The organism is Ruegeria sp. N4 (assembly GCF_056531425.1).
This window is the reverse complement of the sequence record NZ_JBQFLT010000014.1, coordinates 68,901-95,265: the sequence shown is the minus strand read 5'-3', so window position 1 is coordinate 95,265 and position 26,365 is coordinate 68,901. Positions and strand designations below refer to the sequence as shown.

The window sequence follows — 26,365 nt, the reverse complement described above, 5'->3', positions numbered from 1 at the left end:
AGGCCAATCAGCTCGCAGGTGTCGACGACACCCCAACCTGCGCCGGACGCAGCAACCGGTCATGCAGCATGAACCCTTCGGCAGAAACCTGAATGATATCGCCCGCGCGGGTCCCCGGCACCGGAGCCTCAAACATCGCCTCATGCACATTCGGATCGAAACGGTCGCCAACTTCGGGCGTGATCACCTCGATCCCGTGCTTCTGGAACACATCCTTCAGCGCCCGCATGGTCAGCTCAACACCTTCCAGCAAACCGGCAGCCACTTCTTTCTGCTCATCCGTCGCCGCCTCAAGCGCGCGTTTCATGTTGTCGTAGACCGGCAGCATGTCACGCGCCAATTTCGATCCACCATATTGCTCGGCATCGCGGCGCGCCTTGTCGCCACGCTTGCGCGCATTCTCGGCATCCGCCAGCGCGCGCATGAACTTGTCCTTGTAATCGTCCCGCTCGGCACGCAGCGCGTCGATCTCCAGCGCCTCTTCGCTGATATCCATCAGCTCTTCGGCCAGCTCTTCCGCCTCGGCGGTTGCGATATCGTCCAGAAAATCTTCGTTCTTGGGCTCTGCCATCTCTTACCCTCTAGCTCCGGTCGGATATCAGCTTGCCGACCAGTTGCGCCGTATAATCCACGATCGGCACGATCCGTCCATAGTTCAGACGCGTGGGCCCGATGACCCCAACCGCACCGATTATCTTTCGATCAGCGTTCATATATGGAGACACCACCAAAGAGGAACCCGAAAGTGAGAAAAGTTTGTTCTCGGAGCCGATAAAAATGCGCACACCGTCGCCTTCTTCGGTCAATTCCAGAAATTCCGCGATGTCCCGCTTGCGTTCCAGATCGTCAAACAGGGTGCGGATACGGTCCAGTTCCTCGGCCTCGCCCGAGTCACCCAGCAGATTCGCCCGCCCCCGCACGATCAAACGGGCCGAGTCGCCCCCGTCCCCGTCCCAGGCGGCCATGCCGCTTTCAACCATCTCGCGTGCCAGTACGTCGATTTCCTGTTTGCGCGCGTCGATCTGGCTTTGCATCTGACGGCGCACTTCGCTCAGCGTGCGCCCCTCGATCAGCGCGTTCAGGAAATTCGCCGCCTCGCGCATCGAACTGGGCGTTTGCCCCGGAGGCGGCGTGAACAGGCGGTTTTCCACATGCCCGTCCGAGAACACCAGGACCACCAGCGCGCGATCATGCGCCAATGAGACAAACTCGATATGTTTGATCTCGGTCTCATGTTTGGGGGTCAGAACCAGCGAGGCCCCATGTGTCACGTGTGACAAGGCCGACCCCACGCGGTCCAGCATCCCGCCCACATCGCCCGCGTTAGAGCCTAATGACTCGTCCAGCTTCTGCCGGTCATCAGCCCCCAGATCGCCAACTTCAAGTAAGCCGTCCACAAACATCCGCAGCCCCTGCTGGGTCGGAATCCGCCCCGCGCTGACATGGGGGCTGTCGAGCAGGCCGAGATATTCCAGATCCTGCATCACGTTGCGCACAGTTGCGGCGCTGACTTTTTCCGACAGGGTGCGCGTCAATGTCCGGCTGCCAACGGGTTCACCGCTGTCCAGATAGCTTTCGACGATCAGCCGAAACACCTCGCGCGACCGGTCGTTCATCTCGCTCAGAATTTTGCTTGCTTCGCTCATCCGCGTTCCTTTGCTGGATCGCCATTAAATCGCAGGCAAATGAAAGGTCAATCGGGGTTGCATCGTAACGCTGCGGGGCGTTATCCCCAACCCAGCAAACAAAGGATTTTCCATGCGACCCTCAGGACGTGATCTAAACGAAATGCGCACGGTTTCAATCGAGACCGGGTTTACCAAACATGCCGAAGGTTCCTGCCTGATCAAGATGGGCGACACCCATGTACTGTGCACCGCCACCATCGAGGATCGCGTGCCGCCGTTCATCAAGGGCTCGGGCCTTGGTTGGGTCACTGCCGAATACGGTATGCTGCCCCGCGCGACCAACACAAGGATGCGGCGTGAGGCGGCCAGTGGCAAGCAAGGCGGGCGCACCGTGGAAATCCAGCGCCTGATCGGCCGCGCCCTGCGTGCCGGTGTGGATCGGGTTGCCTTGGGTGAACGTCAGATCACAGTAGACTGTGATGTGATCCAGGCCGATGGCGGCACCCGTTGCGCCTCGATCACCGGCGGTTGGGTGGCGCTGCGTCTGGCGGTGAACAAGCTGATGAAGGCGGGCGACGTAATTTCCGATCCGCTGGTCGATCCTGTAGCCGCCGTGTCCTGCGGGATTTACGCCGGTCAGCCGGTTCTGGATCTGGACTACCCCGAGGACAGCGAAGCGGGCGTCGATGGCAATTTCATCATGACCGGATCGGGCAAACTAATCGAAGTGCAGATGAGCGCCGAAGGGTCCGTGTTCAGCCGCGCGCAGATGGATCAACTGATGGATCTGGCCGAAAAAGGCGTGGGTGAACTGGCCGCGGCCCAGAAAGCCGCCACCGCATGACCCGCAAGTTCGACGGGGACAGGCTGCTGGTGGCCACGCATAACAAGGGCAAGCTTGAGGAGATGGCGCATCTGCTTAAGCCCTTTGGTGTGACCGTTGTCGGCGCAGGCGAGATGAACCTGCCGGAACCGGAAGAGACCGAGGATACCTTTGTCGGCAACGCCCGGATCAAAGCTCATGCCGCTGCAAAGGCCACCGGCCTGCCTGCCCTGTCGGACGATTCCGGGATCACCATCGACGCGCTGGACGGTGCGCCGGGCGTTTACACCGCCGATTGGGCCGAAACCGGCGAGGGCCGCGATTTTCTGATGGCGATGACCCGCGCCCATACTGAGCTTGAAGCCAAAAACGCCCCGCATCCCCGCACCGCGCAATTCCGCTGCACGCTGGTTCTGGCCTGGCCCGACGGCCATGACGAGGTGTTCGAGGGCATCGCCCCCGGCCATCTGACCTGGCCGATCCGTGGTAAGGACGGGTTCGGCTATGATCCGATGTTTGTCCCTGAAGGCCACGACATTACCTTTGCCGAAATGGATCGCTGGGAAAAGAACAAGATCAGCCATCGCGGCCGCGCGGTGGAGATGTTCGTGAAAGGCTGCTTTGGCGGATGATTGGCGCAACGGGGGCTTTGGCCTGTATGTGCATTGGCCCTTTTGCGAGGCCAAATGCCCCTATTGCGACTTCAACAGTCACGTTTCCAGAAATATTGATCAAAAACAATGGCTTGACGCATATCTGGGTGAATTGCACCGCAGCGCCGCCGAAACCCCGAATCGCGTTCTTGATACGATCTTCTTTGGCGGCGGCACCCCATCGCTGATGGACCCCGACACCGTCGCCGCGGTGATCGACACGGCACGCGCCCTGTGGCGCCCCTCAAACGATATGGAAATCACGCTTGAGGCTAATCCCGGCTCGGTCGAGGCTGGACGGTTTGCCGCCTATCGCGACGCCGGGGTGAACCGCATCTCGATGGGGGTTCAGGCCCTGAATGACGACGATCTGCGCCGATTGGGCCGTATCCATACGGTGGCCGAGGCCCGCGCCGCCTATGACATCGCGCGCAATTGCTTTGACCGGGTCAGTTTCGATCTGATCTATGCCCGACAACACCAGACATTAGACGCGTGGCGCGCGGAACTGTCTGATGCATTGTCGATGGCTGTCGACCACCTGTCGCTGTACCAACTGACCATCGAAGACGGCACCGCCTTTGGGGACCGTTACGCCATCGGCAAGTTGCGCGGCCTGCCCGAAGATGACAGCGCCGCCGATATGTACTTGGCCACGCAGGACATCTGCGACGCCCACGGCCTGCCTGCCTATGAAGTGTCCAACCACGCACGCCCCGGTGCGGAATCCCGGCACAATCTGATCTATTGGCGCTATGGCGATTATGTCGGGATCGGTCCCGGTGCCCATGGGCGGGTCACGTTGAACGGCCAGAAACACGCAACCGAGACCTACCTGAACCCGGACCGCTGGCTGAAAGCGGCCACACAAGGCAACGGGGAAAAAGAGCGCACAACGTTATCCCCGACGGATCAAGCCAAAGAATACCTTATGATGGGTATGCGCGTAGCTGAAGGACTAGATGTTGATCGATACAGTCGATTATCTGGCCTGCCCCTGCCCTCGGACGTACTGGATCACCTGACCGATATTGGCATGATCCGCCATCAAAACGGGCGACTTATGGCAACAGCGGATGGGCGCGCGGTTTTGAATGCGGTGATCCGAGAGCTTTTGGAGTAGCGGATGCAGTTTCTCTGGGCCGGGCTGGGACTTGTTTGCGTTGCGCTTGCAATGGTCGGCGTTGTTCTGCCGTTGCTGCCTACGGTGCCTTTTCTGCTGCTGGCTGCGTTTTTTTTCGCCCGATCCTCCTCCCGCCTTCATAACTGGCTGATCACGCACAGGCTGTTCGGGCCAATGATCCTGGACTGGCAGCGATCCGGTGCCATTCGTCCAGCCGCAAAAAAGGCGGCCACCTTGTCGGTCGCCGCCGTGTTCGGCCTCTCGGTCGTGCTATCCGCGCCGCCCCATGTCCTGATCATTCAAGCCGTCGTTCTGGGCGGCGTCATGGTCTTTATCTGGACCCGGCCTAGCGGCTGAGTTTGGCACACAAATCGTCCAGCTGATCCAGATTCTCATAGGTCAGAACAACCTGCCCGGTCTCGGTTCCCGGCTTGTGATTGATCGACACTTTCATCGCCAGAATAGCCGAAAGATCCTTCTCCAGCGCCCGCGTATCCGCATCCTTGCCCGCATTCAGGTTTCGCGACTTCGGCGCGGGGCGGTCAGTATCACCCTGCTGTTGCTTCTTCACCAAAGCCTCGGTGGCGCGGACGGACAGACCTTCCTTAACAACCTGTTTGGCAAGTTCCGACGGATTCTCGGCCGTGATCAGCGCCCGCGCATGCCCTGCGGACAGTTTGCCTTCGATCACCAATGTCTGCACGTCCAACGGCAGGGACAAAAGACGCAGAAGGTTTGCAATATGGCTGCGGCTTTTACCCAAGGCCTCGGCCAGTTTTTCCTGCGTGTGACCAAACCGGTCCATCAATTGTTTATATCCGGCGGCTTCTTCCACCGCGTTCAGATCGGCCCGCTGAATGTTTTCAATGATTGCAACTTCCAGAACCTCGGTATCGTCGAAATCCCGAACTATGACTGGAATATCATGCAGTTGCGCCATTTGCGCCGCGCGCCAACGACGCTCGCCCGCGACGATTTCATAGGCGCCTTCACCAATGGACCGCACGATCAGGGGCTGGATGATGCCCTTTTCCTTGACCGAGGCCGCGAGATCATCCAACTGCTCTGGCGAAAACGTCCGGCGCGGCTGATTTGGGTTGGCTTGCAGCTTTTCAATCGGAACCGTCAGGTCAGGTCGACGCGGCTGAGTCGGTGCCAGACCATCAGCTTCCTGAGTTACATCCGCCATCAGGGCAGACAACCCGCGTCCCAGCCCCCTTGGTTTTGCTTTCTTGGCGCTCACGTCGCCCTCCTCACTGCCGCTTAAGCGGCGACTTTATTGTTCTTGTGCATGACTTCGCGGGCCAGATGCCGATACGCCATCGCCCCAAGCGAACCTGAATCATATTGCAAAACAGGCAACGCATAAGACGGGGCCTCACTGACCCGGACATTCCGCGGTATCTTGGTTTTAAAAACCATCTCTCCCAGATTGTCACGCGCATCTTTTTCGACCTGACGAGACAAGTTGTTGCGGTTGTCATACATGGTCAACACAACACCTTCGATTCTCAGGTCCGGATTCGCGGTTTGCCGAACCTCTCTGATCGTCAGCATAAGCTGCGACAGACCTTCCAGCGCGAAGAACTCGCTTTGCAATGGAACCAGCACCGAATGGGCGGCAACCATGGCGTTCACAGTCAACAAATTCAGGGATGGGGGACAGTCGATCAGAACGAAATCTAGCTCAAAACTGTCGATCGAGGTTTGACGCAGCGCATCATGCAACAAATAGCTGCGTTTTTCGTTGGAAATCAGTTCGATATCGGCGGAACTCAGGTCAACTGTGGCCGGAACGACAAACAGCCCATCAATCTCGGTCTCTTGCACAACCGCTTCCAAGGGCGCATCGTCAAGAATGAGGTCGTAGGTGGTCCAATCCCGATCTTCGACACCCAGCCCGGTTGAAGCATTACCCTGAGGATCCAAATCAACCACCAAAACGCGGCATCCGGCCTCGGCCAACCCTGCTGCCAGATTGATCGCCGTGGTTGTCTTTCCAACTCCGCCCTTCTGATTGGCAACCGCAATTATCCGGGGCCCGGAAGGACGAGACAGATCAACCACGTGATACTCCTTTGATCTTAAGGATGACAGCCTGGGGTTCTGTTAAACTTGTAATCGGCTCGGCTTCGAATTTCCATTCTTCCTGTGCCTCGGCCAGTTCTTTTTTCCAGTTCGCGCCTTTCGGCAACAAGGCCGTGCCGGATTCGCTTAAATGCCTGTCACAAAATGACAAAAGCGTATTCAAGTCCGCCAGGGCCCGGGCTGATAGGATGTCAGCACCCAATGGATCAATCGCTTCGATCCTTTTGGAGATCACCTGGCAGGAAACCCCGCATTCCCGCGCAACATTCCGCAGAAAAGCAGATTTCCTTTGATCGCTTTCGACAAACTGAAAATGAGCGTTCGGCGCCTCTTCCACAGCAATGATCGCACAGACCATCCCGGGAAAACCGCCACCGCTACCTAGATCAGCCCAGTTTTCAAAGGGTTCAGCGCACCGGAAAACCTGAACTGAATCCAAAATGTGCCGTTTCCAGATGTCATTCAGGCTGTTTCGCGATACCAGGTTGATCCTTGGATTCCAGCGCTTCACCAGGTCAACATAGAGGCTCAGCCGCTCGAATGTTTCACGTGAAACATCGAGCGCATCGAGTTTTGAATGGTCCAGAGTCATGCTTTTCGCGCTTTTTCGTCCCGACGCAACTTGGCCAGCACCAGTGTCAAAGCCGCCGGAGTCACGCCTTCAACCCTGCTGGCTTGGGCGATATTTGCTGGTTTGGCTTGCGAGAGTTTCTGTTTCATCTCTGATGACAACCCATCGAGCGAAAAGAAATCGAATTCGCGCGGAATAACATAGGATTCATCGCGCTTCATGGCTTCGACGTCGCGCTTCTGTCGTGCGATGTAATTCGCATACAGCGCATCCCGCGCAATCTGAAGCCGGATATCAGGTTCCACCGAGGTCAACTGAGGAATGAGCGGCAACATATCTTCAAAAGAGACGTCTGGAAACGCCAGAATCGCCATCCCATCCCGGCGATTTCCGTCCTGATTGACGTTGATTCCAGCCTCTCTGACCTGTTTTGGGGTGTATGTCTGCTGGGTCAGCAGTGACTTAGCGCCATCTAGCTTGTCCATTTTGGCTTCAAAATGGGCACGGCGTTCCTGACCAACACATCCAGTCTGCACCCCCAGCGGGGTCAAGCGTTGGTCCGCATTGTCCGCCCGCAGAGACAGCCTAAACTCGGCGCGTGAGGTGAACATACGGTACGGCTCAGCCACCCCTCGGGTCGTCAGATCATCAATCATGACGCCGATATAGCTGTCAGCCCGCGTGAAGTGCAGCGGATCTTTGCCCTGCACGTCCAATGCCGCGTTGAGGCCCGCGACCATGCCTTGGGCTGCCGCCTCCTCATATCCTGTAGTTCCATTGATCTGACCCGCAAGATATAGGCCGGGAACATCCGGCAGAGACAGTCTTGCCGTCAGCACACGCGGATCGACGTAATCATATTCAATCGCATATCCAGGCTGAAGAATCTCGGCCTGTTCCAACCCCTTGATCGACCGGACATAGTCCAGCTGCACGTCTTGCGGCAGCGAGGTTGAGATTCCGTTGGGGTAGATTGTATGATCATTCACGCCTTCCGGTTCCAGGAAGATCTGATGCGAGTCCTTATCCGCGAACCGAACAATCTTATCTTCGATTGACGGGCAATACCGAGGTCCAACACCGTCGATATGACCGCCATACATTGCCGATTTACTTAGGTTTTTCTCAATAATCTCATGGGTCCGCGCGTTTGTATGTGTGATTCCGCAAGAGATTTGGGGCGCGACAACCGAAGTCGACAAGAACGAAAACAGGGTTGGCTCATCATCCCCGTCCTGCCGTTCTAACCCAGTCCAGTCGATGGTTCGCCCGTTCAGCCGAGGTGGCGTACCTGTTTTCAGGCGTCCGGCCTGCAGGTTGTAGCTGTCCAGCCGCTCTGCCAGTTTGACAGAGGGGCGGTCGCCCATGCGGCCTCCAGGCTTGGACACGTCACCGATATGAATAACGCCGCGCAGGAAGGTGCCGGATGTAAGGATGACAGCGCGCGCTTTGACCTCTGAACCGTCGCCAAGTTTCACTCCGGCCACGCGCTCCCCATCCATCAGAAAATCGATCACTTCACCGACAATGACTGACAGATTGCTCTGGCGTTCTGTCTCTTTCTGCATCGCCGCGCGGTACAGGGCGCGGTCGGCTTGGGTTCTGGGCCCTTGCACCGCCGGGCCTTTGCGGCGGTTCAAAAGACGAAACTGGATACCCGCCTGATCCGCGACTCGACCCATAACGCCATCCAGCGCATCGATTTCGCGCACAAGGTGGCCCTTCCCCAACCCACCAATGGCCGGGTTGCAGGACATGACCCCGATGTCTGATGCGGACAACGTGACCAGTGCTGTCGCCGCTCCCATACGGGCTGCGGCGTGAGCGGCTTCGGTTCCGGCATGGCCGGCGCCTATGACTACAACATCGAAGTCCGAATGTTTCACGTGAAACACTCCTTATTTTCCAAGACAGAAGCTTGAGAAGATTTCGTCCAACAAATCTTCGACCCCAATTCTGCCGACCAAAACCTCAAGCGCGCGGATCGCGGTGCGCAGTTCTTCTGCTGTAATATCATACAGGTCCGGGCCTGATTCCAGAACCGACATGGTAACGGTCAACGCCTCTTTGGCGTTGATCAGCGCAATCCTGTGCCGTTCACGGGTAGCTATACCATGGCTAGTGGTTCGTTCACTTAGAACACACGATATGTTGGAAATCAGCTCATCTATCCCTTGCCCGGTTTTACCCGAGACACCGAGCGTACCACCTTGCTGAAGATCCGCTTTCGGCCTGACCTGAATGTCACCGGACCGCATTTCGACGCCAAGCTCTGATGGATCGTCGGTGAGGAAAACACGCAAGTCAGCTGCTTCCGCGCGCTTCTTCGCCAGCGCAATACCCAGGTTTTCGACATGATCTTCGGTGTCGCGCAACCCGGCTGTATCCAACAGAGTGACCGGCAGCCCGGCCAGATCCATGCGCACTTCGATCACATCCCGCGTTGTACCCGCATATTCCGACGTGATTGCAGCCTCGCGCCCGGCCAAAGCGTTCAACAGAGTGGACTTGCCTGCATTGGGCAGGCCTACAATGGCAACTTCGAACCCGGTTCGTATGCGTTCTGCGATCCGAACACTGTCTGCTTCGCGTTGCAACTCTGTGCTCACGCCTAAGATCAACTGCCGGACTTCCGGGGTCACATCGGTGGGAACCTCTTCATCGGCGAAATCAATCACAGCCTCCAACAGGGATGCAGCCCGGATCAGATCGCGCCGCCAGCGTTCGGCCAGATTACCCAACTCTCCGGCCAGAATCGTCTGTGCCTGTTTGCGTTGCGCTTCGGTTTCGGCGTCGATCAGGTCTGCCAGACCCTCGACCTGAGTCAAGTCCATCTTGCCGTTTTCAAGGGCGCGACGGGTGAATTCTCCGGGTTCGGCCAGACGCAGCCCGTCAGTCTCAGACAGGCATCGCATCACAGCATTGACGGCGGCGGTACTGCCGTGGATTTGCAACTCGGCGACGTCTTCACCAGTAAAGCTGGCCGGGGCCTGAAAGGTCAGGATCAGCCCATCATCCAAACGCGCGCCATCTGCGTCCCGCAGGGTGCGCAGGTTCATACCCCGTGGCGGAAGAGGGCCACCGGTTATCTTTTCCGCAGCGGTACGGGCGACAGGGCCAGAGAGGCGGATGACCGCCACCCCTGCTTTGCCTTGCGCGCTGGCCAAGGCGAATATCGTATCCATTCGAAGGCCTCGCGTGGGTTAAGACCTGTGTCAGGTGTTCATCGAATCGAAGAACTCGCCGTTTGTCTTGGTCTGTTTCAACTTGGACAACAGGAACTCGATCGCGTCGGTCGTGCCCATCGGGTTGAGGATACGACGCAGAACGAAGGTCTTGGCCAGATCGCCCTTGTCGACCAGCAGGTCCTCTTTCCTTGTACCGGACTTGAGGATGTCGATCGCCGGGAACACGCGTTTGTCGGCAATCTTGCGGTCCAGGACGATTTCCGAGTTACCGGTGCCTTTGAATTCTTCGAAGATCACCTCGTCCATCCGGCTGCCAGTGTCGATCAGCGCCGTGGCGATGATGGTCAGCGAGCCACCCTCTTCGATGTTCCGTGCCGCGCCAAAGAACCGCTTGGGCCGTTGCAGGGCGTTTGCGTCCACACCGCCGGTCAGAACCTTACCTGAGGATGGCACCACGGTGTTGAACGCCCTACCAAGTCTTGTGATTGAGTCGAGAAGAATAACAACATCTCGTTTGTGTTCGACCAGACGCTTAGCTTTTTCGATCACCATCTCGGACACGGCCACGTGACGGGTCGCCGGTTCGTCAAAGGTCGAGGATACAACCTCACCCTTCACCGAGCGCTGCATGTCCGTCACCTCTTCGGGGCGTTCGTCAATCAGCAGGACGATCAGATAGCACTCCGGGTGGTTCTGTTCGATGGAATGGGCGATGTTCTGCAGGATCACTGTCTTACCGGTCCGCGGCGGGGCCACGATCAGCGACCGCTGACCCTTGCCGATGGGCGAGACCAGATCGATCACGCGGGCCGATTTGTCCTTGATGGTCGGGTCTTCGATCTCCATCTTCAGCCGCTCATCTGGGTAGAGCGGCGTCAGGTTGTCGAACAGGATTTTGTGCTTGGCCTTTTCGGGGTCTTCAAAGTTGATTTTGGTGACCTTGGTCAGCGCAAAATACCGCTCGCTATCATCAGGCGCTTTGATTTCGCCTTCAACGGTGTCGCCGGTGCGCAGCGAATGCAGGCGGATCATGTCGGGCGAGACATAGATGTCATCGGGACCCGGCAGATAGTTCGCCTCGGGCGAGCGCAAGAAGCCGAAGCCGTCCTGCAGAACCTCAAGCACACCATCGCCGCCAACGGTCCAGCCCTCATCCGCGCGTTCGCGCAGGATCTGGAACATCATCTCGCCCTTGCGCATGGTCGAGGCGTTTTCGATTTCCAGCTCTTCGGCCATCGCCAGAAGGTCTTTGGGGCTTTTGGCCTTCAGGTCGGCCAGATTCAGGGAGTCAGTGGACATGATAAATACCTTCACCGCTGACAGCGCGGCACGAAGTGGAATTTCAGTACGGAAGATACGCCGCCCGGACGGGCGTGTTACGGCTTAGATAAGCGCTTACTTAAGCAGAGTCAAACGGTGCCTCAGAACTTCAGAACGACCGCCAGGACGATGATTACCATCAAAACGGTCGGAACCTCGTTCATCATGCGATACTGCCGCCCTGTGAGCGTATTTTGTCCCTCAACGAAGTCCTTGCGCCGCGCCATCAGCCAGTGATGGAACCAGGTCATCCCGATCACGGCTGCCCCTTTCAGCCAGGGCCAGGTAAAATCCCATCCGACGATGCCCGGCGTGAACACCATGATCAGGCCACACGCCCAGGCGACGATCATCGCGGGACGCATGATCACGCGCAGCAGCTTTTCTTCCATTTCAAAGAAGATCTCCTGCGCGCCATCGACAGCCTGCGCCTTTTCAACGTGATAGACGAACAATCGGGGCAAATAGAACAGGCCAGCCATCCATGAGATCACGGCCATGATATGCAGTGCCTTCACCCATGGGTAGATCGTGAAAAGCAGATCAGTCATTCCGGCTCCGGTCGTTGCTCGGAACTCTCCCTAATAAAAAAATAAGAAAGAAGAAAGGAAGATGGTTTTGTAGGGTGCGTAATTTCCGTGGATTACTTTTTTGCCCCTTGGTTTTCCCCAGGTGGACAGTTTTGACGAGACGCAGGCCGATTTTGTGAGTTTCAGAAATAGATATTAAATAACAGACACTTATCACTATATCATCTTGCGCCTTCTGGGGATAACTGCCTGAATATCTGTGGGGGATTCAGTTATCCCTTGGTTCCGAGTTATCCTTGTACCGGATGGACAGCGTTCGGGCGACTCGGGGAAGTTTCGAGCAGATTTCCCGGGCTTGCGTGTCAATCGGAAAACCATACAAAGCGTCCAAGAACGCTCAACGATTTGCACACGGGGTTGTCCACATGTCTGTCCCCATCATCCTGGCCTCGGGCTCAAGCATTCGCGCGCAGCTGCTGGAAAATGCAGGCGTGCCTTTCACCGTGCAGGTGGCGCGCGTGGATGAGGATACCATAAAGCGCGCACTGCTGGCTGAAGAGGCCTCGCCCCGCGACATCGCAGATGCGCTGGCCGAGATGAAGGCGCGCAAGATCAGCGACAAGTCCCCCGGCGCGATGGTGCTGGGTTGCGATCAGGTGCTGGATTTCGAGGGCCAGTTGCTGTCGAAACCGAAAACGCCCGAGGACGCGTTTGCGCAGCTCAAGGCGATGCGTGGCAAGCGGCATATGCTGTTGTCGGCAGCTGTGATCTATCAGGATGGTGAGCCGATCTGGCGGCATATAGGACAGGTCCGCCTGCGGATGCGGATGAGTTCCGATACCTATCTGCGTGATTACATCGACCGGAACTGGGACAGCATTCGCCACTCGGTCGGGGGCTACAAGCTGGAAGAAGAAGGTGTGCGCCTGTTTGCAACCATTGACGGCGACTATTTTAACGTTTTGGGTATGCCCTTGTTGGAACTGCTCAACTATCTGGCTGTCAAAGGGGTGATCGATCTATGACGGACTATCGGGTACCTCTGGCCGGGGTGATCGGGCATCCGATCGGGCATTCCCGGTCGCCCAAGCTGCATGGGCATTGGCTGAAGACTTATGGCTTGTCCGGGCATTACATTCCGATGGACGTGGCCCCTGCGGATCTTGAGACCGTGTTGCGAACCCTGCCCATGGCCGGGTTTGTGGGCGCGAATGTGACCGTGCCCCATAAAGAAGCCGCTTTACGGATTGCCGATCATGTCTCTGACCGGGCAACGGTGATCGGGGCCGCGAATACGCTGGTGTTCCGCGAGGATGGCGCGATCCATGCCGACAACACCGATGGGTACGGGTTCATGGAGAACCTGCGCAGCGGGGCACCGGACTGGAACGCTCAGGACGGGCCAGCCGTGGTGTTTGGGGCCGGGGGGGCGGCGCGCGCGGTTCTGCAGGCCTTGGCCGATGCTGGTGTGCCCGAGATTCTGCTGACCAACCGCACCCGCACGCGGGCGGACCATCTGAAAGAGGAATTCGGCCAGCGTATCACCGTGGTCGATTGGGTTCAGGCCGGAAATGTCGTGGAAAATGCCGAGCTCGTGGTAAACACGACCTCGCTGGGCATGCAGGGTCAGCCAGAGTTGAGGGTGCCATTGGACGGATTGCAGCCCGGTGCGGTGGTGACCGATCTGGTCTATGCGCCGCTAAAGACCAACCTTCTGAAAACAGCAGAAGAGGCCGGATGTACCACGGTCGATGGCCTAGGCATGTTGCTGCATCAGGCCGTTCCTGGGTTCGAACGTTGGTTCGGTGTCCGCCCCGAGGTTGACGCCGACACCCGCGCGGCGGCATTGGCATGAGCTTTGCGCTTGGCCTGACCGGCTCGATTGGTATGGGGAAAAGCACCACGGCGCAGATGTTTGTCGATGAAGGCTGCGCGCTGTGGGACGCGGATGCGGCCGTGCATCGGCTTTATGCGCCGGGCGGCGCGGCTGTTGCGCCGATGGGTGCGGCCTATCCTGACGCCATCATCGACGGATCGGTCAGCCGGGAGGCGTTGAAACAGATCATTTCACAGGACGGGTCCGCGCTGAAAGCCATTGAGGCAATTGTCCACCCGTTGGTCGCGGCGGACCGGGCGGCTTTTCGCGAAGGCGCAACGGTAGACATTCTGGTGTTCGACATCCCCCTAATGTTCGAAACCGGCGGAGATGCGGCAATGGACGCGGTCGCCTGTGTTTCGATCCCGGCCGAAGAACAAAAGCGCCGCGTCATGGCGCGCGGCACGATGACCGAGGCGCAGTTTGAGCAGATCAGAGCCAAACAAATGCCAAATGACGAAAAATGCGCCCGGTCGGATTATGTGATCGTGACCGACACTCTGGACCACGCGCGCGCGCAGGTGCAGGATGTGGTCAGGCAGATACGGGCGGGGTTGGCAGATGCGTGAGATTGTACTCGATACCGAAACCACAGGCTTTGATCCTGAAAGCGGCGACCGGATTGTCGAAATTGGCGCGGTAGAGCTGTGGAACCATGTGGCCACGGGTGAGACCTATCACGTCTATATCAACCCCGAACGGTCGATGCCCGAAGAGGCGTTTGGTGTGCATGGAATTGGCCCCGACCTGCTGGACACCCCGCGCCCGCCCGAAAAGGGTGAGGTGACGCTGAAAGACAAGCCCGTTTTTGCCAAGATCGGGCAAGGCTTCCTGGATTTCATCAGGGATTCAAAACTGGTGATCCACAACGCATCCTTCGATATGAAATTCCTGAATGCGGAACTCAGATGGATGAATCTGCCGCAGATTCCCATGGATCAGGCGCTGGATACGCTGGCCATAGCGCGCAAACGGTTTCCAGGCTCACCCGCGTCATTGGACGCGCTGTGCCGCCGGTTCAACATCGACAATACCAATCGGGTGCTGCACGGGGCGTTGCTCGACTCGGAAATTCTGGCCGAGGTCTATCTGGAACTGATCGGCGGTCGGCAGCCTGATTTTGGCCTGTCCACCTCGGCTGCATCAGGTGCAGGTGGTGCGGATGACTGGCGTCCGACGCCACGCGCAACGGCCCTGCCCCCTCGGATCACCGATGAGGAACGCGCAGCGCATGAGGCTTTTGTTGAAAAACTGGGCGACAGCGCCCTGTGGACCCGCGCCTGAACCGGTCAGGCACGGGTCAAACCCTTAGGCGTCGGTCTTTTCGGCCTGCGCGGCCTGACGACGCATCAATTCGTTGCGATAGAGCGCCACGAAATCGATATTGTCCAGGTTCACCGGCGGGAAGCCACCGTCGCGGGTGATGTCGCTGACGATGCGGCGCAGGAACGGGAACAGCATCCGGGGGCACTCGATCATCAGGAACGGATGGATCTGATCCTCTGGCACGCCTTCCACGTGGAACAGGCCGCAATAGTCCAGTTCGCACAGGAACAGAACATCGTCCATGCCCTTGGCTTTCGAGGTCAGCTTCAGCTTGACCGAAACCTCGTACTGATGCTCGGTCGGGCGCTTCTTCGCGTCCAGGTTAACCTGAACCTGAATCTCGGGCTGTACGTCACCCGACACGCCTTTTTGCGCCATGACGTTTTCAAAGGACATGTCACGGATGAACTGTCCCAGAACACGCATCTGAACCTGCGGGGCAGCTTGGGCCGCAGTGTTTTCTGCAGCGTTTTCTTCGGCCATGGATCTACTCCAAAAATGAAATTCGACACTGCTTAGCAACTTGAGGGCGGTACCTCAATGCTGGGGCGGGCCTTCGACCCATTTTGAAGGCTTCGAGGGCTCTTTCCGGGGGCGCACCTCGGTAAATTCTCCGTCAATCACATCGCCCTGATCGAAGGGGCTGCGCCCGGCCTGAAACCCGGCACCCGTGCCCATCTGGAACTGGGTGACTTTGACTTTGGATTTCAGATACCGGAACACGGCCACCCGAACGCCCGGAATAAGCAGGGCAAAACCAATGGCATCGGTGAAAAATCCGGGTGTCAGCAGCAATGCGCCGGACAACAGGATCATGGCCCCATGGGCCAAAGGCTCGGTCGGGTCGTCCAGCTTGGCAAAGGATTGCTGCAACTGTCCCAGCGCCATGCGACCTTGTGTCCGCACCAAAACAGTGCCCAAAACCGCTGTCAGGACTACAATTCCCAGCGTTGGCCATAGGCCGATCAGACCACCCACTTGAATAAACAGGGCGATTTCGATGATCGGAACCAACAAAAATGCCAAGAACAGATACATTTGCGTTATCCTTTCCATATGGCCGGGCTGTGGACTTGCCACCAACTGTCACCTACATAGTGGCAGGAGGCCGCGTACACAAAGTCTCGGTTCTGAAAAGAGGATGAAATGAACGAACCCATGATCCAGTTGCTGGTCCTGGCCGGAATTGCCATTTTCCTGATCCTGCGCTTGAAAAGCGTATTGGGTTCGCGTGAAGGTTTCGAGAAACCTCCTGTTCCGCATCAGCCCGATACGGGCGCATCCCGTCGTGATTTCGAGGTGATCGAAGGTGGCCCCGATCATGACATCACCGACCACGTCCCCGAAGACAGCGAACAGGCGCAAACCCTTGCTGCGATGAAGCGGGTCGAGCCCAGCTTTTCCGTCAGCGAGTTTGTTCAGGGCGCGCGCGGTGCTTATGAGATGATCGTGATGGGGTTCGAAAAGGGCAATCTGGACGAAATCCAGCCCTTCCTGGCGGAAGATGTGTTTGACACCTTCGTCTCGGTTGTCGCGGCCCGCGAAGATCAGGGCCTGACCATCGAGGCCGAGTTCATCGGTGTGCGCGAAACCACGCTTGCGGATGTGTCCTTCGATAAGGACACCAATGAGGCCGAGATCACCATGAAATTCATTGGTGAGCTGACCTCGGTCGTGCGCGATCGCGGGGGTGACATCATCGAGGGCAACCCGAACACCGTGAAACGCCAAAAGGACAGCTGGACCTTTGCCCGTGTGATGGGCAAGGACGATCCGAACTGGCTGCTTGTTGCCACGGACGCATGATTGCCACGCTCCGGTCGCTTTTACTGGTGGGCGTCATGACCACCGCCAGCGCCGCCGGAGCCGAGGCGACACGATCTATCCTGTCGTTTGACGATCTGCAGGGCTGGGCCGAGGATGACCACGGCACGGCCCTTTCCGTTTTTCTCAACACCTGCGGCGATCTGAAAGACCCCGACTGGCGCGCGCTATGTGGCGTGGCCCGGACCTATGAGCCGGATGCCGCCCGGGCGTTCTTTGAACTGTTCTTTCGCCCGGTTCTGGTGGAAGACGGCGAAGATGCGCTGTTCACCGGGTATTTCGAGCCCGAACTGGACGGATCGAAAACCCGCACCGATCGTTTCAAATACCCGATCTACAAGATACCCCCCGAAGCGCGGGCCGAGGGGCCGTGGCTGAGCCGCAGGGACATCCTGACCGGCGATGTGATGCAGGGGCGCGGGCTTGAGATCGCCTGGGTCGATGATCCGGTCGAGCTGTTCTTTCTGCAAATTCAGGGCTCGGGCCGGGTTCGTCTGCCGGATGGTGGTGCATTGCGTGTTGGATACGGCGGCGCGAATGGTCATCCCTACCGGTCGATTGGCGTGGAATTGGTCCGGCGCGGGATTTTGGGCTCGCATGAGGTCAGCGCTCAGATGATCCGCGCCTGGGTGCGCAAGAACCCCGAAGCCGGGGCAGAATTGCTGTTTCATAACCCATCTTACGTGTTCTTCCGCGAAGTCAGCCGCGTCGCGCCCGAACTGGGGCCGCTGGGGGCCATGAATCGATCCATCACCACCATGCGCAGTATCGCCGCCGATCCGGCCTATACGCCGCTCGGTGCCCCTGTCTGGGTGGAAAAAGACGGGAAGGCCCCGCTGCGCCGATTGATGATCGCGCAGGACACCGGCGCGGCGATCAAAGGCGCGCAGCGGGCCGACATTTTCTTTGGAACCGGGGATGATGCAGGTCAGGCGGCTGGGCGGTTGAAGGATCCCGGCCGCATGGTTGTGCTGCTGCCGATCCAACGCGCCTACGCCCTGTTGCCGGATGAATTCTGATGACCCGGCGCAAACTGACCAGTGAAGAGATCGATCTGTGGCGCAAGGTCGCCAAGCAGGCTGAGCGGCTGCACCCCGAGATCCCTCAGACCGTGCACCCGACGACCTTGCCGAAACCAACGCCCAAGAAACTGCCGAAACCGCGGATCGAGGCCTTTGAACTGGGTCAGAGCCATCAGGGCAAGCCGTCCGGGAACGCGCTGAAGCCGTCGATCACGGAAACGCTGCGGTCTGCGCCGGTGCAGATGGACACCAAGGCGTTCGGTCGCATGAAGCGCGGCAAGTTGAAGCCCGAGGGCAAGCTGGACTTGCATGGCATGCGGATCGATACGGCGCATCCAGCGCTTGTGCGCTTCGTGCTGACCGCGCAGGCGCAGGGAAAGCGGCTGGTGCTGGTGATCACCGGTAAGGGCAAAGATCGCGATGAGCCCGGTCCGATCCCCACACCACGTGGCGTACTGCGCAATCAGGTGCCGCATTGGCTGTCGATCCCTCCGCTGGCGCAGGCGGTGATGCAGGTGACGCCCGCCCATATCAGCCATGGCGGGGATGGGGCATATTATGTCTATCTACGGCGCAGTCGTTAGAAATCGGCCTTGGCACGGTGAATGCCCAGCCAGATCAGCGCGCAGACCAGCAGGAAAAATCCGGCGACCCACAGAAATTGCGCGCTGAGCGAAACACCAAGGTCGATCAGCACGCCGGTCAGAACCGGGCCGATGGCGGATCCCAGAACCATCAGCGCCGTCGCCAATGCCTTGATCGCGCCGATATGCCGGGTGCCGTAGAACTCGGCCCAGAAGGCGCTGGGCAGGGTGTTATGTGCCCCTGCGGTGATGCCCAGAAAGATCAATCCGATCAGAGCATTGCCGATGGTGTCCGAATAGGCCAACACACCAAATCCGATGGCCATGGGGATCTGATAAAACGGCATGATCCGCGCGGTGCCCCATTTGTCCAATGCCCAGCCCGCCGCAAACATGGCCAGGATGGAAACCCCGGTGAATATCGGAAACAAGGCAACCAGCTGGATATGAGGCCAGTCCTTGACCTCGGCCAGATGTACCTGATGGAAGAAGAAGGCGGTGATGAACGCTGACGGCCCCAGAATTGCCGGGGCCATGCACCAGAACAGCGGATGAAACAGCGCCTCATGTCGGGTCCAGTGACGCCCCTGCATGCCGATTGCCGCGTATTCGTCCGCAAGGGCTTGGGGCGTTCGTTCCTGACGCAGCAAGCGGATCAGGACCGGGATGCCCAGCAGGATCAGACCCGCCGCAATGACCCAAAGCCAGCGCCAGTCCAAAAACGCCATCGCTGCGACAAAGGTCAAAGGCAGCAGCGACTCGCCAATCGAATAGCCCAGCGAGGCGATGGACAGGGCTTTGCCCCGCGATGCGGTGAACCAACGCGCCATCGCTACCTGCGCCAGATGGACGCTCATCCCCTGCCCGAACAGGCGCAGGAAAAAGACAACCAGCGGCAACAGAACGATCCAGCTGTTCAGCGCCATCGCCATCGCGGCCAAGGCCAGACCTGCCAGAACAACCGGGCCCAGTGCCCGCACGCGGAAGATGTCGGTCAGCCCCCCGGCCCAGATCATCACGCCTGCCGCCACCAGCGTACCCAGCGAATAAAGCCCGCCCCAGGCCCCGTGGCTTAGCCCGTAATCCGCCCGGATTTCCCCTGCGAAGATCGAAATGAAGAAAGTCTGCCCAAAGCTGGACAGGAAGGTCAGCAATAATCCCGTGCCAAGCCAGGATGCGTTGTCGAAAAGAAACTGACGCAGGCTGAACCGCGTCACGGGGTCGACACCTCGGCCTGTCCGGTTTCGGTCAGAACAATCTCGGTCGCGCCTGTTGGATTGCGCTCGCTGGGCGGAACCAGAATATCGATGCCCGGCCTCTCATCCGGCCCGAACGTGTTGCTGACCCGTCGCAGCGAACTGAGAATGGCCAACAGCGCCGGCGAGGTCGCGGCCACAAAATGCGAAGATTGCGCATCGCTGTTAAAGGCGGTCGTGTCGATCACGTTGATCGGAAACTCCTGCAAAGTCTCGATCGAACTGATATTGCCCAGCCGTTCGCCCTCGGCCGTGCCGCGCAGCCGGGCCGAGACATTCAGGATCTTGTCCTTCTGCGACACCATCACGATGAACGGGTCCGGCGGGGTCGCGATCCGGCTCATCTGCGAGCGGAACAGATCCACATCCAGATCGGGTGAGATCAGGACAACCCCATCAAGGTTGCGTTTCGACCAGCCGGGTTCCTGAAGTTCGGCCTGTCGCATCATCTCCATCGACAAGGCGCTGCCCATGGAATGCGCCAGCAGGATCACGCGTTTGACCCCCATGGACTTCAACTCGCGAATGGTCTGTTCCAATCCGTCGCGGGCAAACAACATGCTGTCCAGATCATATGCATAACCATAGCCGGTCGCCCGGCTGGGCCAGGAATAGACCAGCGTCGTTCCGGGAATGCCAATGTCATGAGACAGCTGAGCCGCGCGAAAAATGGTCTCGGTCTGGGTCGAGTTATAGCCGTGGACAAAGATCGTCACATCATCCTGACCCCGCAGATGCTGCCGCAACCCTTGGGCGCCGTTCAGCTGCTCGACTTCCGCCAGTACAAACTCCTTTTGCGGGTTCGGGTTGGCGTAAGAGAATTTCAGGCTGCCGGGCGTATGCGAGGGCGGGATGGACACGGTGGTCTCAAGAAATTGCAGAGACTCGCCGCGCCGGAACCCAAAGGATCCGTCAGGTTCACGCGCGCGGGTCGTGCTGGCAAAGACGGTCTTGGGCGTGCCAACCGACAGCGCGGTCGGAACGATTTCCGATATCGTCCTGTCGACGCAGGCCCCCAGAGACAGGGATAGAAACAATAAGATGAAATAGCGCAACACGACCTGCCCCCGGAACGTTTGGCGCTAAGCTATCGAATTCTGGCCCCACGTCCAGCAACATGCCGCCTGTGCGACGGCAAGTTTCGGCTGAACCTGTTACAGAACGTAACGGCTGAGGTCGGTGGACCTGGTCAACTCGCCCAGATTGTCTTCCACGAATTGTGCGTTCACGGTGATCTCGGCCCCGGCCTGATCCGGTGCGTTGAACGAAAGCTCTTCGAACACCCGCTCCATCACCGTGTAAAGCCGCCGCGCGCCGATGTTTTCGACGCTTTGGTTCACATCCGCCGCAATCCGCGCCAGTGCCGCGATCCCGTCTTCGGTAAAGCTGACCGTGACCTCTTCGGTGCCCATCAGGGCGGTGTATTGGCGGGTCAGCGCGTTGTCGGTTTCGGTCAGGATGCGAACAAAATCCTCTTCGGTCAGGGCGCGCAGCTCGACGCGGATCGGCAGACGGCCCTGCAATTCGGGCAGCAGATCTGACGGCTTGGCAATGTGGAACGCGCCTGACGCGATGAACAGGATATGGTCGGTTTTCACCGGGCCATGTTTGGTGCTGACAGTGGTGCCTTCGATCAGAGGCAGCAGGTCGCGCTGCACCCCTTCACGGCTGACATCGCCGCCGCGCGCGTCCGAGCGGGCACAGACCTTGTCGATTTCATCCAGAAACACGATGCCGTTCTGTTCGACCGAGTCCAGCGCAGTCTTGGTGACGGTTTCATCGTCCAGCAGCTTGTCTGCCTCTTCCCCGATCAGCGCGTCATAGCTTTCGGCCACGGTCATGCGCTTTCTGACAGTGCGCCCGCCAAAGGCCTTGCCGAAAATGTCACCCAGATTCATCATCCCCATCTGGCCACTTGGCTGGCCGGGAATGTCCAGCATGGGCATCGGGTTCGAGGTATCGGACAATTCCAGCTCGATCACCGTATCGTCCAGCTCGCCCGCTTTCAGCTTCTTGCGGAACATCTCACGCGTGCCTTCACGGGCGTCTTCGCCTGCAATGGCGGTGATGACGCGATCCTCGGCGGCCTCATGGGCACGGGCCTTTACATCCTCGCGCATGTATTCTCGGGTCTGGACAATGGCCGCATCGGCCAGATCGCGCACGATCTGTTCGACGTCGCGACCGACATAACCGACTTCGGTGAACTTGGTGGCCTCGACCTTGATGAAGGGCGCGCGGGCCAGTTTGGCCAGACGGCGGCTGATCTCGGTCTTGCCGACGCCGGTGGGGCCGATCATCAGGATGTTCTTTGGATAGACCTCATCCCGGATATCGTCGGCCAGTTGCTTGCGCCGCCAGCGGTTGCGCAGCGCCACGGCCACGGCGCGTTTGGCGTCTTTCTGCCCGATGATAAAGCGGTCCAGTTCCGAGACGATCTCGCGCGGGGTCAGGTCGGTCATATGCGTTCTATCCGTTTGTTTCGCAGCGGAACCTAATCATACCGGGCGAAAACACAAGCCGATCACGAAAACATCACGCCAACTCACAGAAAGCACACGGATTTTCGTGGTGATGTGAATCGCCATACCGGCATGGGCTGCGGCATAACCATGCGCGACGGGCAAGCCAGCCCGCGTCAATCTTATGGAGATACCTCATCATGATGACTCGTCGTTCGCTTTTTGTGAAAGCTGCAGCCACCGGCGCGGCCCTGACCCTGGCCGGCACCACCACTGCCCTGGCCGGCGGCGCCAAAAAGAAAGGCAATTTCGAAGGCCGTTCGAACCACATCACAAGCGGTTCGGTGAAACTGGTCAAGGATGGCGACCGTTACATCGTTGAGCTGGGCGACGACTTCTCGCTGGATGGTGGCCCCGACCCGCGCGTGGCCTTTGGTAAAGACGGCACCTACGCCCCCGACAGCAAGCTGGGCGCGCTGCTGAACCTGACCGGCAAGCAATCCTACGCCGTACCGCCGACCATGGATGTGTCGGGCTACAACGAAGTCTACATCTGGTGCGAGGTTGCCGGTGTACCGCTGGGCGTTGCAGCGCTGAAGTAACCACTCTGGTCAGAGGTCGGGCCAACCGACCTCTGACACTCGGTTAGGTAACAGGACAACTGTCTGTTACACTCGCCCCAAGGTATTGGAACCGAGGGCGTTTTTATGACCAAGATTGCCAAGATCACCTTGCTGTTCGTGGTGTTTGTCGACCTGATCGGGCAAGGGCTGGTCTTTCCGATCATCAATTCCCTGATCATGGAAACCAAATCCGGCTTCCTGCCCGACAGCACCCCCGAAGGCCGCAGGCATTTCTACTATGGCCTCGTAATCGGGTGTTTCTTTCTGTCCTGGTTTCTTGGGGTCGTTTACGTCTCGAAAGTCTCGGATTCCATCGGGCGCAAGAATGCGTTGTTGGTCTGTCTGGGTGGCGCGTTGGTCGGTTATGCGCTGACCATCGCTGCGCTGTATATGAACAGCCTGCTGATGCTGATCATCGGGCGCTCGATCACCGGGTTCACGGCGGGCAACCAACCTATCGCGCAGGCGGCGATGATAGATGGCAGCACCGATGCCGCCGACCGCGACCGCAACATGGGCTATATCGTGACCGGTGTCAGCTTTGGGCTTGTCGGTGGCCCGATTATCGGAGCGATCCTGTCCGATGCCGCCCTGCTGGGCAGTTATGCCACCCTGAAAACCCCATTCTACGGGGCCTTCGTTCTGGTGCTGGTCGCCATCTTCCTCGTGACGACATTCTTCAAGGACACCCGCACCGACCGCGAACCCTTTGTCTTCCGCCCGCGCGACATCACCGACAGTCTGATTGCCGTGCGCGGTCATCCGATGGTTCTGAAAATCCTGCCGGTCTATTCATTCTTCATGATCGCCAACGTGACCTTCTATGTCTTTGTCGACAATTTCCTGACCAGCCGCTTTGGCTATGGCGTGATCGGGGGCAGCATGGCCATGGTGGTGATCGGCGTCGCGCTGGCGTTCTCCAGCACCTTCCTCGTCAAACCCGCGCAAGAGAGGTTCAGCAAGCATTCGATCATCTACACGTCGCTGATCGCCATGGTGATCTGCGGGCTGGCATTTGCCTTCAGCCCCAGCGGAGTACTCAGCTATGTGCCGGTTTTCCTGTTCTATTTCCTGTTCGGCGTCGCCTACCCGACCCTGCTGGGGCTGTTCTCATCCAGCGTCAGCGAGGCGGATCAAGGTTGGGTCATGGGCGTGACCACCGCCGTTTTCTGTCTGGCGGGTGGCATCATGTCCCTGATCGGCGGCGGATTGATGAGCATCGACATCCGCGTGCCCTACTACATCGTCGTCATCGCCGCGATCTTCGGCCTGATCGGAATGCACCGCCGCTGGAAAGGGAAAGAGATCAAGGCGCTGTTAGCCTGAAATGGTCTCAACCGTCAGATTGCCGTTGGTATAGACGCAAATATCGGCGGCAATCGCCATCGCCTCACGCGCCACCTGCTCGGCCTCTTTGTCGCTGTCCATCATCGCGCGGGCTGCGGCCAAGGCGAAGTTTCCGCCCGATCCAATTGCGGCCACGTTATGCTCGGGCTCCAGCACGTCCCCTGCCCCGGTGATCACAAGCAGGTCCTTGCCGTCGGTGACGATCAGCATCGCCTCTAGCTTTTGCAGGTATTTGTCGGTGCGCCAGTCCTTGGCCAGCTCGACCGAGGCGCGGGCCAGTTGGCCGGGCGTAGCCTCAAGCTTGGCCTCCAGACGTTCCAGCAGCGTAAACGCATCGGCAGTCGAACCGGCAAAGCCGGCGACCACTTCGAACCCGCCCGGTGTCAAGCGGCGCACCTTGCGGGCGGTGCCTTTGATCACGGTCTGACCCAGGCTGACCTGCCCGTCCCCGGCAATGACGACCTGCCCGCCTTTTTTGACGCCAATGATCGTTGTGCCATGCCAACCGGGAAAATCGCTGTCTGCCATGAAAGCCTCCGTTCTTGTCGGCGTTATATATGGGCCGGGCGCGGGATCGGCGCAACCCGTTGTGAAACTGCCCAAAAGATATGCAGTAAATGCAAATCAGGACTGCCAAACCAGCAATTGTGAGTCTCAGATGAAGACCCTACATGGGCCTCACAACCGACAACGGGTCGGCTGTTTCACATCAAAGGACTGCGCACATGGCAACCACTGCAAATATTCATGCGCCGCTCGGAGCAGCTACCATCCTGCACGTAGTGGACGCGTTCACCAACGCTTTCGAAACCGTTGTCGAATGGAACGAGAGCCGTAAGACCCGCAAGCTTCTGTCGGAACTGAGCGACACACAGCTGGAAGATATCGGTCTGGTTCGCGCGGATATCGCGAAGCTCTGATCCATCGACCGGATCGTCAAATCGGAACAGCCGCCCGGATCCCCGAGCGGCTTTTTCTTTGTCATTTCAAAGCGTATTTACCGACCTGAGACGGCACAAATGCCTCGATTGCAGCCGTTGCCACGATGTGTCGGGTGCCAGCCGCCTGATCCACCACGTCCTGCCCGCCCAGCACCGCATGTACTTCGGCCTGTCCGCGCGGAAGGTCGGCCGCCACCTGGGCACAATCGACCTGATCGGGGTTTTGCACGCCGATTGTCACCTGCACCCGCATATCGCCGTGATCGACGCCAAGATTCGAGAACAGCGTGATCGAGGAGTGATGCAGAGCGTCCTGCACCGCACGCCGCGCGGCCTTGGTATAGTCCTGACCATAGAGGTCATTGCCCATCCCCATTTCCAGAATGATGCGCTGTTCGCTCATTGCACCGCCTCCATGTCGAACGAAACCGCAAGCGCGGCATTGGCAATGACCGTGCGACCGGTGCCGCCGGGCTTGTCGATGTCCAGACCGCCCTTGGTGACGGTGACACTGGGTGAGCCATAGGGAAATACCTCGACCAGTTTGCTGGTATCCACCTGATCGGGCTGTTGCACCCCGATCTCGACATCGATGATCATCGCCTCTTTCGGAAAGCCGAACAGCTCGGCCATGTTGATCGAGTTATGCCACAACGCATCCTTGATCGCGCGCAGTGCTGCTTCGGTATAATCCATCCGGCGCAGCGATGTGCCCATGCCGAATTCCACCAATACCCGTGTTCTGGCCATCTGCCCCCTCCGGTTTCTCAATAAAAAAGGCGCCCGGTTGCAGGCGCCTTTGATCTTTCATCAATCCCAACCGGATCAGATGGATTCTTCGATCCAGCTTTGCAGCGCCGCCTTCGGTGCCGCGCCCGCGCGGTTCGAAACGACCTGACCGTCCTTGAAGATGAACAGCGCCGGGATGCCACGGACGCCCATGGCGGCGGCGGCGTTGGGGTTGCTGTCCACGTCCACCTTGGCGATTTTCACCTTGTCGCCATATTCGGCAGCCAGTTCTTCCAGCGCGGGGCCGATCTGTTTGCAGGGGCCGCACCATTCGGCCCAAAAGTCCACAACTACGGGAACAGCCGAGTTCTTGACTTCGGCATCAAAGGTATCGTCGGTAACGGCAACGGTCGACATATTCTGTCTCCTGAATGGGGTAAACTCGGGAACA

General features: G+C 58.7%; 31 protein-coding genes and 1 pseudogene. 14 read left to right on the top strand and 18 right to left on the bottom strand.

Annotation, left to right across the window (positions count from 1 at the left end; translation table 11 throughout):
• Window positions 1-7: 7 nt before the first annotated feature.
• Window positions 8-571 (bottom strand): nucleotide exchange factor GrpE, encoded by a 564-nt coding sequence (locus ACR0LW_RS18605; RefSeq protein WP_170453361.1) that lies wholly within the window; start codon window positions 569-571, stop codon window positions 8-10.
• A 10-nt stretch (window positions 572-581) separates the two neighbouring features.
• Window positions 582-1,646 (bottom strand): heat-inducible transcriptional repressor HrcA, encoded by a 1,065-nt coding sequence (gene hrcA / locus ACR0LW_RS18600; protein ID WP_480883873.1) that lies wholly within the window; start codon window positions 1,644-1,646, stop codon window positions 582-584.
• A gap of 112 nt (window positions 1,647-1,758) precedes the next feature.
• On the opposite strand from hrcA, the gene rph reads away from it, so the two are divergent.
• The 4 genes from rph to ACR0LW_RS18580 are packed head-to-tail and all read left to right on the top strand — an operon-like array spanning window position 1,759 to window position 4,584.
• The gene (gene rph / locus ACR0LW_RS18595) at window positions 1,759-2,472 is read left to right on the top strand and encodes a ribonuclease PH (RefSeq protein ID WP_480883870.1); all 714 of its coding nucleotides are present in this window, start codon (window positions 1,759-1,761) and stop codon (window positions 2,470-2,472) included.
• Complete coding sequence (gene rdgB / locus ACR0LW_RS18590) at window positions 2,469-3,083, top strand: RdgB/HAM1 family non-canonical purine NTP pyrophosphatase (RefSeq protein WP_480883868.1); 615 nt, start codon at window positions 2,469-2,471, stop codon at window positions 3,081-3,083. The genes rph and rdgB overlap by 4 nt, the downstream gene beginning before the upstream one ends.
• On the top strand, window positions 3,073-4,227 hold the full coding sequence (gene hemW / locus ACR0LW_RS18585; RefSeq protein ID WP_480883866.1) for a radical SAM family heme chaperone HemW: 1,155 nt from the start codon (window positions 3,073-3,075) through the stop codon (window positions 4,225-4,227). The genes rdgB and hemW overlap by 11 nt, the downstream gene beginning before the upstream one ends.
• Window positions 4,228-4,230: 3 nt before the next feature.
• On the top strand, window positions 4,231-4,584 hold the full coding sequence (locus tag ACR0LW_RS18580; protein WP_170520898.1) for a YbaN family protein: 354 nt from the start codon (window positions 4,231-4,233) through the stop codon (window positions 4,582-4,584).
• On the opposite strand, the gene ACR0LW_RS18575 is transcribed toward ACR0LW_RS18580, so the two are convergent.
• The 7 genes from ACR0LW_RS18575 to ACR0LW_RS18545 form a co-directional block, all read right to left on the bottom strand.
• Window positions 4,574-5,470: a ParB/RepB/Spo0J family partition protein gene (locus tag ACR0LW_RS18575; protein WP_480883864.1), complete on the bottom strand. Its 897-nt coding sequence runs from the start codon at window positions 5,468-5,470 to the stop codon at window positions 4,574-4,576. The two genes, ACR0LW_RS18580 and ACR0LW_RS18575, sit on opposite strands and share 11 nt — an antisense overlap.
• A gap of 20 nt (window positions 5,471-5,490) precedes the next feature.
• Window positions 5,491-6,294 (bottom strand): AAA family ATPase, encoded by an 804-nt coding sequence (locus ACR0LW_RS18570; protein WP_170453354.1) that lies wholly within the window; start codon window positions 6,292-6,294, stop codon window positions 5,491-5,493.
• Complete coding sequence (gene rsmG / locus ACR0LW_RS18565) at window positions 6,287-6,907, bottom strand: 16S rRNA (guanine(527)-N(7))-methyltransferase RsmG (protein ID WP_480883861.1); 621 nt, start codon at window positions 6,905-6,907, stop codon at window positions 6,287-6,289. Before rsmG ends, ACR0LW_RS18570 begins: the two co-directional genes overlap by 8 nt.
• A complete protein-coding gene (gene mnmG, locus ACR0LW_RS18560) occupies window positions 6,904-8,772 on the bottom strand; it encodes a tRNA uridine-5-carboxymethylaminomethyl(34) synthesis enzyme MnmG (RefSeq protein ID WP_480883859.1) in 1,869 nt (622 codons plus the stop codon). The genes rsmG and mnmG overlap by 4 nt, the downstream gene beginning before the upstream one ends.
• Window positions 8,773-8,784: 12 nt before the next feature.
• Entirely contained in the window at window positions 8,785-10,071 is a 1,287-nt protein-coding gene (gene mnmE, locus ACR0LW_RS18555; RefSeq protein WP_480883857.1) for a tRNA uridine-5-carboxymethylaminomethyl(34) synthesis GTPase MnmE, read from the bottom strand.
• Window positions 10,072-10,101: 30 nt separating this feature from the next.
• Window positions 10,102-11,373: a transcription termination factor Rho gene (gene rho / locus ACR0LW_RS18550; RefSeq protein WP_170520887.1), complete on the bottom strand. Its 1,272-nt coding sequence runs from the start codon at window positions 11,371-11,373 to the stop codon at window positions 10,102-10,104.
• Window positions 11,374-11,495: 122 nt separating this feature from the next.
• A complete protein-coding gene (locus ACR0LW_RS18545; RefSeq protein ID WP_480780826.1) occupies window positions 11,496-11,945 on the bottom strand; it encodes a CopD family protein in 450 nt (149 codons plus the stop codon).
• Between the two features lie 404 nt (window positions 11,946-12,349).
• Between ACR0LW_RS18545 and ACR0LW_RS18540 the strand changes: the two genes are divergently transcribed.
• The 4 genes from ACR0LW_RS18540 to dnaQ are packed head-to-tail and all read left to right on the top strand — an operon-like array spanning window position 12,350 to window position 15,084.
• A complete protein-coding gene (locus ACR0LW_RS18540) occupies window positions 12,350-12,949 on the top strand; it encodes a Maf family protein (protein ID WP_480883854.1) in 600 nt (199 codons plus the stop codon).
• Window positions 12,946-13,779 carry a shikimate dehydrogenase gene (locus tag ACR0LW_RS18535; protein WP_480883852.1) on the top strand — a complete coding sequence of 278 codons (834 nt, stop codon included), beginning with the start codon at window positions 12,946-12,948 and terminating at the stop codon, window positions 13,777-13,779. Before ACR0LW_RS18540 ends, ACR0LW_RS18535 begins: the two co-directional genes overlap by 4 nt.
• A complete protein-coding gene (gene coaE / locus ACR0LW_RS18530; protein WP_480883850.1) occupies window positions 13,776-14,369 on the top strand; it encodes a dephospho-CoA kinase in 594 nt (197 codons plus the stop codon). Before ACR0LW_RS18535 ends, coaE begins: the two co-directional genes overlap by 4 nt.
• Window positions 14,362-15,084 carry a DNA polymerase III subunit epsilon gene (dnaQ, locus tag ACR0LW_RS18525; RefSeq protein WP_480883848.1) on the top strand — a complete coding sequence of 241 codons (723 nt, stop codon included), beginning with the start codon at window positions 14,362-14,364 and terminating at the stop codon, window positions 15,082-15,084. Before coaE ends, dnaQ begins: the two co-directional genes overlap by 8 nt.
• A gap of 24 nt (window positions 15,085-15,108) precedes the next feature.
• On the opposite strand, the gene secB is transcribed toward dnaQ, so the two are convergent.
• Both secB and ACR0LW_RS18515 read right to left on the bottom strand, forming a co-directional pair.
• Window positions 15,109-15,609: a protein-export chaperone SecB gene (gene secB, locus ACR0LW_RS18520; protein ID WP_170453344.1), complete on the bottom strand. Its 501-nt coding sequence runs from the start codon at window positions 15,607-15,609 to the stop codon at window positions 15,109-15,111.
• Between the two features lie 54 nt (window positions 15,610-15,663).
• Complete coding sequence (locus ACR0LW_RS18515; protein WP_480626471.1) at window positions 15,664-16,164, bottom strand: FxsA family protein; 501 nt, start codon at window positions 16,162-16,164, stop codon at window positions 15,664-15,666.
• Window positions 16,165-16,272: 108 nt separating this feature from the next.
• Between ACR0LW_RS18515 and ACR0LW_RS18510 the strand changes: the two genes are divergently transcribed.
• The 3 genes from ACR0LW_RS18510 to ACR0LW_RS18500 are packed head-to-tail and all read left to right on the top strand — an operon-like array spanning window position 16,273 to window position 18,556.
• Window positions 16,273-16,932 carry a Tim44/TimA family putative adaptor protein gene (locus ACR0LW_RS18510; protein WP_170453342.1) on the top strand — a complete coding sequence of 220 codons (660 nt, stop codon included), beginning with the start codon at window positions 16,273-16,275 and terminating at the stop codon, window positions 16,930-16,932.
• Window positions 16,929-17,969 (top strand): murein transglycosylase A, encoded by a 1,041-nt coding sequence (mltA, locus tag ACR0LW_RS18505; RefSeq protein ID WP_480883844.1) that lies wholly within the window; start codon window positions 16,929-16,931, stop codon window positions 17,967-17,969. Before ACR0LW_RS18510 ends, mltA begins: the two co-directional genes overlap by 4 nt.
• Window positions 17,969-18,556, top strand: coding sequence for a Smr/MutS family protein (locus ACR0LW_RS18500; RefSeq protein ID WP_480883842.1), 588 nt, complete (start codon window positions 17,969-17,971; stop codon window positions 18,554-18,556). The genes mltA and ACR0LW_RS18500 overlap by 1 nt, the downstream gene beginning before the upstream one ends.
• Here the strand turns inward: ACR0LW_RS18500 and ACR0LW_RS18495 are convergent.
• The 3 genes from ACR0LW_RS18495 to hslU form a co-directional block, all read right to left on the bottom strand.
• Entirely contained in the window at window positions 18,553-19,773 is a 1,221-nt protein-coding gene (locus ACR0LW_RS18495; protein ID WP_480883840.1) for an MFS transporter, read from the bottom strand. The genes ACR0LW_RS18500 and ACR0LW_RS18495 overlap by 4 nt on opposite strands.
• Window positions 19,770-20,870, bottom strand: coding sequence for an alpha/beta hydrolase (locus ACR0LW_RS18490; protein WP_480883838.1), 1,101 nt, complete (start codon window positions 20,868-20,870; stop codon window positions 19,770-19,772). Before ACR0LW_RS18490 ends, ACR0LW_RS18495 begins: the two co-directional genes overlap by 4 nt.
• A 96-nt stretch (window positions 20,871-20,966) precedes the next feature.
• Window positions 20,967-22,274: an ATP-dependent protease ATPase subunit HslU gene (hslU, locus tag ACR0LW_RS18485; RefSeq protein ID WP_170453337.1), complete on the bottom strand. Its 1,308-nt coding sequence runs from the start codon at window positions 22,272-22,274 to the stop codon at window positions 20,967-20,969.
• 203 nt (window positions 22,275-22,477) lie between these two features.
• Here hslU and ACR0LW_RS18480 point away from each other — a divergent pair, with 203 nt between their 5' ends.
• Together ACR0LW_RS18480 and ACR0LW_RS18475 are read left to right on the top strand one after the other, a co-directional pair.
• On the top strand, window positions 22,478-22,876 hold the full coding sequence (locus ACR0LW_RS18480) for a DM13 domain-containing protein (protein WP_480883836.1): 399 nt from the start codon (window positions 22,478-22,480) through the stop codon (window positions 22,874-22,876).
• Between the two features lie 105 nt (window positions 22,877-22,981).
• Complete coding sequence (locus ACR0LW_RS18475; RefSeq protein WP_480883834.1) at window positions 22,982-24,223, top strand: MFS transporter; 1,242 nt, start codon at window positions 22,982-22,984, stop codon at window positions 24,221-24,223.
• On the opposite strand, the gene hslV is transcribed toward ACR0LW_RS18475, so the two are convergent.
• Window positions 24,215-24,772 carry an ATP-dependent protease subunit HslV gene (hslV, locus tag ACR0LW_RS18470; RefSeq protein ID WP_170453334.1) on the bottom strand — a complete coding sequence of 186 codons (558 nt, stop codon included), beginning with the start codon at window positions 24,770-24,772 and terminating at the stop codon, window positions 24,215-24,217. The genes ACR0LW_RS18475 and hslV overlap by 9 nt on opposite strands.
• Window positions 24,773-24,969: 197 nt before the next feature.
• On the opposite strand from hslV, the gene ACR0LW_RS18465 reads away from it, so the two are divergent.
• A complete protein-coding gene (locus ACR0LW_RS18465) occupies window positions 24,970-25,164 on the top strand; it encodes a DUF1127 domain-containing protein (RefSeq protein ID WP_170453333.1) in 195 nt (64 codons plus the stop codon).
• A gap of 61 nt (window positions 25,165-25,225) precedes the next feature.
• On the opposite strand, the gene ACR0LW_RS18460 is transcribed toward ACR0LW_RS18465, so the two are convergent.
• The 3 genes and pseudogenes from ACR0LW_RS18460 to trxA all read right to left on the bottom strand — a co-directional run.
• Entirely contained in the window at window positions 25,226-25,588 is a 363-nt protein-coding gene (locus tag ACR0LW_RS18460) for a Lin0512 family protein (RefSeq protein WP_480883832.1), read from the bottom strand.
• Complete coding sequence (locus tag ACR0LW_RS18455) at window positions 25,585-25,935, bottom strand: Lin0512 family protein (protein ID WP_480883830.1); 351 nt, start codon at window positions 25,933-25,935, stop codon at window positions 25,585-25,587. The genes ACR0LW_RS18460 and ACR0LW_RS18455 overlap by 4 nt, the downstream gene beginning before the upstream one ends.
• A gap of 75 nt (window positions 25,936-26,010) precedes the next feature.
• Window positions 26,011-26,349, bottom strand: a pseudogene (gene trxA, locus ACR0LW_RS18450) (thioredoxin); the annotation flags it as partial.
• Between the last annotated feature and the right edge of the window lie 16 nt (window positions 26,350-26,365).